Source organism: Pseudoflavonifractor sp. AF19-9AC (assembly GCF_003478995.1).
In the GTDB taxonomy this organism is placed as follows: Bacteria; Bacillota; Clostridia; order Oscillospirales; family Oscillospiraceae; genus Lawsonibacter.
The window spans coordinates 461032-467851 of record NZ_QUGI01000001.1; the positions used below are offsets into that span (position 1 = coordinate 461032).

7 protein-coding genes are annotated in these 6820 nt (G+C 61.9%); 3 read left to right on the forward strand and 4 right to left on the reverse strand.

Features of this window, described 5'->3' with window-relative positions; translation table 11 throughout:
* Positions 1-327: 327 nt before the first annotated feature.
* From bilS to bilQ, 3 genes are read right to left on the reverse strand one after another with little or no spacing between them, the layout of a single operon-like run.
* Positions 328-813 (reverse strand): flavodoxin family protein BilS, encoded by a 486-nt coding sequence (gene bilS / locus DWX58_RS02200; protein WP_118641365.1) that lies wholly within the window; start codon positions 811-813, stop codon positions 328-330.
* Positions 810-1925 (reverse strand): bilirubin reductase, encoded by a 1116-nt coding sequence (gene bilR / locus DWX58_RS02205; protein ID WP_118641366.1) that lies wholly within the window; start codon positions 1923-1925, stop codon positions 810-812. Before bilR ends, bilS begins: the two co-directional genes overlap by 4 nt.
* Positions 1883-2338, reverse strand: coding sequence for a bilirubin utilization transcriptional regulator BilQ (gene bilQ / locus DWX58_RS02210; protein ID WP_118641367.1), 456 nt, complete (start codon positions 2336-2338; stop codon positions 1883-1885). The genes bilR and bilQ overlap by 43 nt, the downstream gene beginning before the upstream one ends.
* A gap of 296 nt (positions 2339-2634) precedes the next feature.
* Here bilQ and DWX58_RS02215 point away from each other — a divergent pair, with 296 nt between their 5' ends.
* From DWX58_RS02215 to DWX58_RS02225, 3 genes are read left to right on the forward strand one after another with little or no spacing between them, the layout of a single operon-like run.
* On the forward strand, positions 2635-3420 hold the full coding sequence (locus tag DWX58_RS02215; protein ID WP_243093227.1) for an FAD binding domain-containing protein: 786 nt from the start codon (positions 2635-2637) through the stop codon (positions 3418-3420).
* Positions 3417-3884 (forward strand): 2Fe-2S iron-sulfur cluster-binding protein, encoded by a 468-nt coding sequence (locus DWX58_RS02220; protein WP_118641368.1) that lies wholly within the window; start codon positions 3417-3419, stop codon positions 3882-3884. The genes DWX58_RS02215 and DWX58_RS02220 overlap by 4 nt, the downstream gene beginning before the upstream one ends.
* The gene (locus tag DWX58_RS02225; RefSeq protein WP_118641369.1) at positions 3881-6163 is read left to right on the forward strand and encodes a molybdopterin cofactor-binding domain-containing protein; all 2283 of its coding nucleotides are present in this window, start codon (positions 3881-3883) and stop codon (positions 6161-6163) included. Before DWX58_RS02220 ends, DWX58_RS02225 begins: the two co-directional genes overlap by 4 nt.
* Before the next feature lie 92 nt (positions 6164-6255).
* Here DWX58_RS02225 and DWX58_RS02230 read toward each other — a convergent pair whose 3' ends face one another.
* Positions 6256-6609 (reverse strand): sporulation initiation factor Spo0A C-terminal domain-containing protein, encoded by a 354-nt coding sequence (locus DWX58_RS02230; protein WP_243093216.1) that lies wholly within the window; start codon positions 6607-6609, stop codon positions 6256-6258.
* Between the last annotated feature and the right edge of the window lie 211 nt (positions 6610-6820).

The following is a 6820-nucleotide window of genomic DNA, read 5'->3' on the forward strand; positions in this document are numbered from 1 at the left end:
TATGAAGCAAATGTTGCCGCACCCTGGTACGCTCCATGTTTGGGGTGAGGGTGATGGGGTGTGCGAGGGGAAGAGGGAGAGGGGAAAATGGATATAGGATTACACCGCGGAGTGCGGGTGCGCTCCCGGGTAAAATATTACTACGGCTGCCAGGTGCGTGTTGTTTCGTCCCTGCCAGGATACGTGAGACTGCGTGACGGTTTTCCGTGTTACTGGGACAACAGCGCCGACAAGGGTGTCTGAGCACCGGACAAGCCATTGAAAAAGAAAGCTGTGGGGTCGACCAGATGGTCGGTCCCACAGCTTATTTTGTAAAGTAAAATGATTTTACAGTACCTGGACGGCCTTCTTGACCCCATCCAAATCCTCATGGTCCGGGTGAGAGAGGGCCCGGTCAAAATTTTCCAGCATGGCCGTACGGCGGGGACTGTCCTCCATGGCCTCATAGCGCTGGCGGACGGCCTGGGGCATCTTGCCCTGGCACATGTAGCCGCCCAGAACATGGGCGGAGGCGGGCACATGGGCCTGAACAGAGGAGAGAATCTTCTCGAAGTAGGCCGGCGCGCCGCCGAAGCCGGCGGTGCCGAAGAGAAAGACCTCCTGATTCGTGAGAGAAGACAGGAAGGACTGGGTCTCCCCGTCACAGGTGCCCTTGTCCGTCCAGAAGCCCACATACACCCGCTGGGCCGTCAGAGCCTCCGGACTGGGCGGGCCAAAGTAGAGGCAATCCTCCGGGGGGAGGGCAGACCCGATGGCCTGGGCCAGCAGTTTGGTGTTTCCGGTCTTGCTGCTGTACACGATGGCGTACTTCATGACACATTCTCCTTTTTTTCATAAATACAGTGGACACCCCGGTGGGCCATCATACCCCCCAGGCACTCCTTGTTGCAGCGGACACAGCGGTGAAGCTCCGACACCCGGCCGGAACGGACCTTCTCGGGCCAGTCCGGGTCGGCAATCAGCTGGCGGCTCATGGCGGCGCACTGGATGCGGCCGGAGGCCAGCTGCTCCTCCACAAAATCCGGGCGGGTCAGTCCGCCGACGCCGCAGATGGGGAGGGAGGTGTAGCGCCGCACCTGGTCGCAGAACTTCAGAAAGCAACCCTCCTGACCAAACTCCGGGTGGTTGGCCGGGGGAATGGTGTCGCTGAGGTCGGAGTGGTTGGCCAGGGTCACGTGGAAGCTGGTCACCCCGGCATGCTCCAGCAGGGGGACAAAGACGGACAGCTCCGATTCCACCACCCCCGCCTTGCCGTAGGCGGGGTTCTCCTGGCGGACGGGCAGCTTGTAGTCAATGGGGATGTCGGGCAGACGGCGGCGCACCGCCTGTACCGCCTCAACAGCAAAGCGGGCCCGGTTTTCCGCGCTTCCGCCGTACTCGTCGGTGCGGTGGTTGAAGAGAGCGGAGCTGAAGCTGCCGCACATCCGGTCTCCGTGGATCTGGATGAGATCAAAGCCGGCCTTTTGGGCCAGCACGGCCGCCTGGCCGAAGGAGTCGATGATGTGATGGATTTTTTCACGGGAAAGCCCGGTGATGTACGGGCCCACCTGCTCGTTGAGGAGGGGGCGCAGCTCCTGAGGGGTAATTTTCTTCGTGAGCACGCCGGGCACGTATTTCAGCATGGCTTTCAGGTCGGAGTCGGACTGGTGCAGCTGGGCGCACAGCTTGCAGTCGTACTTGTGGACCGCCTCAGCCAGAGAACGGTAAAATGCAAAGCCCTTTTTAGTGTAGAGGCTGGGGCCGAAGCCGTGCCGCCCCACCGGCACATCCCCCAAAATGATCATGGCGCAGCCGCCATGGGCAATGCGTACCAGCCGCTGGGTCATCTCCTCCTGGGACACGCCCAGGGAAGTGGGGGCAAAGACAATGGGGTTCTTCAAAGTTACTCCGCCGTAGTTAACGGGGCTGTTGATGTGTTCGTACATAGAAGCTCCTTTTCATGGTTCCGCGCAGCCTTGGACAGAAGGGCCAGCAGCTGCTGGCGCTCCTCCCCTGTGAGAGGAGCAAGGACTTGTTCGTCCCAGTCAAAGAAGACCTGGTGACTGACGGAGAAGGCCTGCTGCCCTTTCTCCGTCAAATCAAGCCGGTAGGTCCTTCCAGACTTCTCCTTGGTGAGGAAGCCGTCCTCCACCAGCTTGGCAATGCTGCGCTGGGAGTACCCCCAGTCCAGACCCAGGGTCTGGGTGAGCCGGCTGGGGCTGCAGCCCGGGTGCTTCCCCACATAGAGGACCGGAAACAGCGAGCCGAAGTTGAGACCCAGCGTTTGAAGCTGCCGGGTGGTATAGGCGGTAAAGCCACGGTAGAAGAGTGAGGAATAGTAGGAAAAGGTTCCGAACATACAGGCGCCTCCAATCACTTGACTTTGTCAAGTGTAGCAGATAAACTTGACAAAGTCAAGTAAAAAATAAGAGTTTGATCCTAAACCGAAAATCGGAACGGCATGGGAAAAGAAACGGGCCCGGAGCTGCAAAAAATAGCGAAAAACCCTATACATAAGGGGAAAATTCCGATATAATAAATTGACCATCCCCGCGGTGTATGCCGGAGGGGATTTTCACTGGAATGAATTGGAAAGCAATGGGCTTGACCGCCCCCCGGCGGGGGCGCAGATAGGGAGGCGTTTTTTTGTATCGCGTGGAGGAGTACTGCATGCCCACTTCTCTGGAGGAGGCGTGCCAGCTGCTGAGCAGCGACCCCAGAAATCATGTGGCCCTGGGCGGCTGCTGCTGGCTTCGGCTGGGCAGCCGTCGGATTCGCAAGGCGGTGGATCTGAGCCGGCTGGGCCTGGACTACATTCGGGAAGAGGAAGGCTGGCTGGTGCTGGGGGCGAGTGTCCCTCTGCGCCAGATGGAGATCCATCCGGCCGTGACCGGGCGCTTTGACGGCCTGCTGGGCCGGGCGGTGTCCTCCATTGTGGGGGTGCAGTTCCGGAACCTGGCCACCGTGGGCGGGTCGGTGTATGCCCGGTTTGGATTTTCCGATGTGATTACCGCCCTGCTGGCCCTGGACGCCCGGGTGGTGTTCCATCGGGCGGGGGAGATGTCCCTGGAGGCGTTTTTGTCCTCGGACGGCTGCCCCGGAGATGTGCTTGTTGAGATTCGTATCCCGGACGACGGCCGGCGGGCGGCCTATGAGAGCGTGCGGCGCAGCAGCACCGATTTCCCGGTGCTGGCCGTGGCGGTGAGCCGCCAAGGAGATGACTGGCGGGTGTCTGTGGGCGCCCGGCCCTATGCGGCCCAGCGGTCCTCTGAGGCGGAAGCCTGCCTGGCCCAGAGACGTGGAGCCCAGGCCGCAGGCGAAGCTGCGGCGGCTCAGCTGCGCTTTGGAAGCAACCTGCGTGGCAGCGAGGAATACCGCCGCCGTATGGCCGAGGTGCTGGTGCGCCGGGCGGCCCAGCAGCTGGAGGAGGAGCAAGGATGAAGGTTACCATAATACTGAACGGCACCCCCTATACCAGGGAGGTTGCCGGGGATTTGATGCTGCTGGATTTTGTGCGCTCCTGCGGCTGCCTCAGCGTGAAGCGGGGCTGTGACACCAGCAACTGCGGACTTTGCACCGTCTGGGTGGAGGGCACTCCGGTGCTGTCCTGCTCCTATCCTGCGGTCCGGGCGGACGGCAAGCGTGTGACTACCCTGGAGGGCGTGCAGGAGGAGGCGGAGGCCTTTGGAGCGTGCATGGCCCAGCAGGGTGCAGAGCAGTGCGGCTACTGCAGCCCCGGCTTTATTATGACCGTGCTGGCCATGGCCCGGGAGCTCACCGATCCCACTGAGGAGGAGATTGCCCATTATCTGGCGGGTAATCTGTGCCGCTGCACCGGCTATGTGAGCCAGATGCGGGCCATTCAGGCCTGGCTGAAGGAGAGACGGAGGGAGGAGCAGGCATGAAGCTGGTCAATGAGGCAATTCCCAAGCTGGACAGCGGGGCGCTGACCGGCGGCAAGGGCGTCTATACCGATGACATCGCCCCCGCCGACTGCCTGGTGGTGAAGGTGCTGCGCAGCCCTCACGCCCACGCCCGGATTCGGGAGATTAAAAAGACCGCGGCCAGTAAGGTGCCGGGTGTGGTGGTCGTGCTCACCTGGGAGGATGTGCCCAAAATCCGCTACACCCTGGCGGGGCAGTCCTACCCGGAGCCCAGTCCCTACGATCGATATATTCTGGAGCAGACCGTGCGCTATGTGGGCGACCCGGTGGCCATTGTGGCCGGCGTGGACGAGGCCTGCGTAGACAAGGCCATGCGGATCCTCAAGGTGGACTACGAGGTGCTGGAGCCGGTGCTGGACTTTGAGCACGCCCTGGACAACCCGGTGCAGGTCCACCAGGAGGAGGACTACTTCAACAACTTTGACATCGGCGGCGACCCCGCCCGCAACCTGGTGGCCAGCGGCTGCGAGGGGGAGGGGGACGTGGAGGCGGAGCTTGAGAAGTGCGACGTGGTGCTGGACCGCACCTACTACACCAAGGCCAACGCCCAGGCCATGATGGAGACCTTCCGCACCTACACCTATCTGGACTATAACGGCCGCCTCACTATGGTGACCTCCACCCAGGTGCCCTTCCACTGCCGGCGCACCATTGCCCGGGCGCTGGACCTGCCCAAGACCGCCGTACGGGTCATCAAGCCCCGGATTGGCGGCGGCTTTGGGGCAAAGCAGACCCTGGTCAGCGAGCTTTTCCCCGCCCTGGTCACCCTGCGCACCGGCCGTCCGGCCAAGATTGTCTATACCCGTGCGGAGTCCTTCCAGGCCTCCAACAGCCGCCACCAGATGCGGGTGCGGGTGCGGGTGGGTGCCATGAAGGACGGCACCGTGCGGGCCATCGATATGCACGCCCTGTCCAACGCCGGAGCCTACGGGGAGCACGCCTCCACCACCGTGGGCCTGGTGGGCCACAAGAGCATCCCTCTCTACGCCAAGGCCAAGGCCTTCCGTTTCTCCTGGGACGTGGTGTATACCAACACCATGGCGGCGGGAGCCTTCCGGGGCTACGGAGCTACCCAGGGCTGCTTTGCCCTGGAATCCGCCATCAACGAGCTGGCGATGGAGCTGGGACTGAACCCTGCTCAGCTGCGCCTACAGAACATTCCTCAGCCCGGGGAGACCATGCCCGCCTACTACAATGAGCCCCTCAGCAGCTCCAAGCTGGAGGAGTGCATCCGCACCGGCATGAAGCTCATCGGCTGGGAGGAGAAGTACCCCAGGGTGCAGGTCTCCGACCACAAGGTCCGGGGCCTGGGCATGTCCATCACCATGCAGGGCTCTGGCATTTCCGCGTTGGATACCGCCACCGCCACCATCAAGCTCAACGACGACGGCTACTATACCCTGATGATCGGAGCCACCGATATGGGCACGGGGTGCGACACCATTCTGGCCCAGATGGCGGCGGAGACATTGGACTGCCCCCTGGAGCGCATCACGGTGGACGGGGTGGACACCGATCACTCCCCCTTCGATACCGGATCCTACGCCTCCAGCACCACCTATGTCACCGGCAACGCGGTGGTGAAAGCCTGCACGCAGCTCAGAGAGGCCATTACGGCCCAGGGAGCGATCCGCCTGGGCATTCCGGCGGAGCAGGCGGAATTTGACGGCGAACAGGTCTTTGACTGTGCGGAGCCCTCCCGCAGCACTACCCTCAGCCAGCTGGCCCAGGCCCTGGTGGTGGGAGAGGGCACCCAGTGGCTTACCGCCACGGCCAGCCACTGCAGCCCCACCTCGCCCCCGCCTCTGATGGCGGGCTTTGCAGAGGTGGAGGTGGACCTGGAGACCGGAGAAGCCAAGGTGACGGACTACGTGGGCGTGGTGGACTGCGGCACGGTGGTCAACAAAAACCTGGCCCGGGTCCAGGCGGAGGGCGGCATCGCCCAGGGCATCGGCATGGCCCTCTACGAGGACATTCAGTATGACAGCCGGGGCCAGATGCTCAACCACTCCTTCATGCAGTATAAGATTCCCTGCCGCACCGATCTGCCTCAGATTCGGGTGGACTTTGAGGAGAGCCATGAGCCCAGCGGGCCTTTTGGCGCCAAGTCCATCGGCGAGGTGGTCATCAACACCCCCGCCCCCGCGGTGGCCCAGGCCATCTACAACGCCACCGGCGTGCGGGTGCGCAGCCTGCCCATCACCCCGGAGCAGATTCTGCTGGGCGGGGAGAAACATTGATCCTGCTGCATCCGACGAGGATAGAAGAAAGTGCCGTTCCACACAAGGGAACGGCACTTTTTTTATCGCAGCGGCTCCGTATAGGCCGGATTTTAGGAGAGGGAGGACACATCTGCCCGGGAGAGAATAGCAATGAACTGGGCAGCCTTGGGCCGCTCCATCAGTGGATAGCCCGCCAGATTGGTGACCAGCTGGGGATTACAGCGCCAAGCAATGTCTGCGGCGGAGCGGATGTTGCGCTCTACCGCCTTCCAGTTGGTTCCGAACTGCTTGGCAACGTCCGGGTACAAACACTTGGTCACCAGCTGCAGCGCGTCCGGGTTGCCCCGAATCAGCTTCAAGGCACAGGCGGTCTGAGAAAATGCCACATAATTGGGCGTAATACCCAGCTTCATCAGCAGCGGATAGTAAGCAGTCATGACAACCACTCCCAGTTTGTGTATCAAAGGAACCCGTCATGCCTCCTGTCGACAGGGTTCCCTAAAAAAATCATACTCAATTGTCCCATAAAAGGGAAGGCTGAAAAAGCGGAAAGATGGGCCGATATTCCGGAAATAGGAGAAAATGGGATAGCAGCCGGAGAAACGGAGGGGGCGACGGCGCAATTTCGTGGCAGACAGTACATAAGACGTGGAAACGGCCCCCCGCACAATGTGC